The 1,172-nt window shown below is 69.0% G+C and carries 1 protein-coding gene; it reads left to right on the top strand.

Annotated elements, in window-relative coordinates:
- Positions 1-419: 419 nt before the first annotated feature.
- Entirely contained in the window at positions 420-854 is a 435-nt protein-coding gene (locus tag AB0M36_RS03100) for a hypothetical protein (RefSeq protein WP_364151463.1), read from the top strand.
- The last annotated feature ends 318 nt before the right edge of the window (positions 855-1,172 follow it).

The raw sequence follows: 1,172 nt of genomic DNA, 5'->3' as shown, positions 1-1,172 counted from the left end.
GATCGGGCGCGGGACAAAGCCCGGTCCCCGGACCTGACCGGATCCCGCAACCACTGTTCGCCCGGCGAGCGATGGCCTCATAGCCTCCTCCGTCCACACGCGACGGCCGAGGTAGCTGAGAGTGAATGATCTCACGCTCTTGGTGAGCGTCCGGCGTGGATCAAGGGCCGTGAGCTGGGATTCGGCAACCGAGAGTCGCTGGAGCGTCACTCCGGGGTCCTGCTTCGATTTGACCGCCGGGCCATGGATGCCATTGGATCTTGCACGCACCGTCAGATGGGCACAACCCACAGCGAGCACCCTCACCACCGCATCGACCCGTGGCATGGCTACGAGTCTGCACGTGAGCCGTGCCGCCGACGGTGACCAGCACTATCCACACACACCGCCCGATCGGCGGAGCTACTCAAAGGATCAACATGAAGTCTCTCGTTGCCCGCACGTCCGTCATCGTCGCGATGGCCGGCATCGCTGTCGGCGCCATGGCCGGCCCGGCCGCCGCCCTCGACAACGGGTTCGAGCTCGCCAAGGGAAGCGTCAGCGCCTACGGCACGTACGACCGGATGATGAGCATCCCGGAGCGCCCCGTTCCCCCGATCCGCGTCAGCGGCACCCTGGCCGTCAACTCCGCCAACCAGTGCGGCGTCGTGCAGATCGCCTACAACGGCCCGACCGACGGCATCGAGTGGCGGACGTTCGGCAAGCTCTGCGGCAAGGGCAAGACCAACTTCACCACCACCTCCAACCTGCTGTTCGGCGGGTTCCAGCCGGAGGTGCGCCTGTGCAAGGGTACGAGCGTGAAGAAGGCGGAGCGGGGCACCTCCTGCGACACCTTCACCCCCGTCGCCGACTGAACGCGGTCAGCTGACCTCACCAGCGCCAATGGGTGACGCCGCCGAGCCGGCCCGGACACGGGCGGGCCTGGCGGCCTGCCGCACCCCGCCAGGCCGCTAAGGCCTGGCACGGGGAGGCTCGGCAGCACGCCAACACCCCACACGCCAGCCCGCTAGCCGGGACACGCGGAGGCTCGGCAGCACGCCAACACCCCACACGCCAGCCCGCAAGCCGGGACACGCGGAGGCTCGGCAGCACGCCAACACCCCACACGCCAGCCCGCTAGCCGGGACACGCGGAGGCTCGGCAGCACGCCAACACCCCACACGCCAGCCCGC

This window comes from Actinoplanes sp. NPDC051346 (assembly GCF_040682215.1).
Classification (GTDB): domain Bacteria; phylum Actinomycetota; class Actinomycetes; order Mycobacteriales; family Micromonosporaceae; genus Actinoplanes.
The sequence above is the reverse complement of the archived record's forward strand: the minus strand, read 5'-3'. Positions and strand labels throughout refer to the sequence as shown.

What these genes read in the sequence shown, in the direction of transcription:
- AB0M36_RS03100 (WP_364151463.1), top strand. Translation starts at nt 420, where the DNA reads ATGAAGTCTCTCGTTGCCCGCACGTCCGTCATCGTCGCGATGGCCGGC.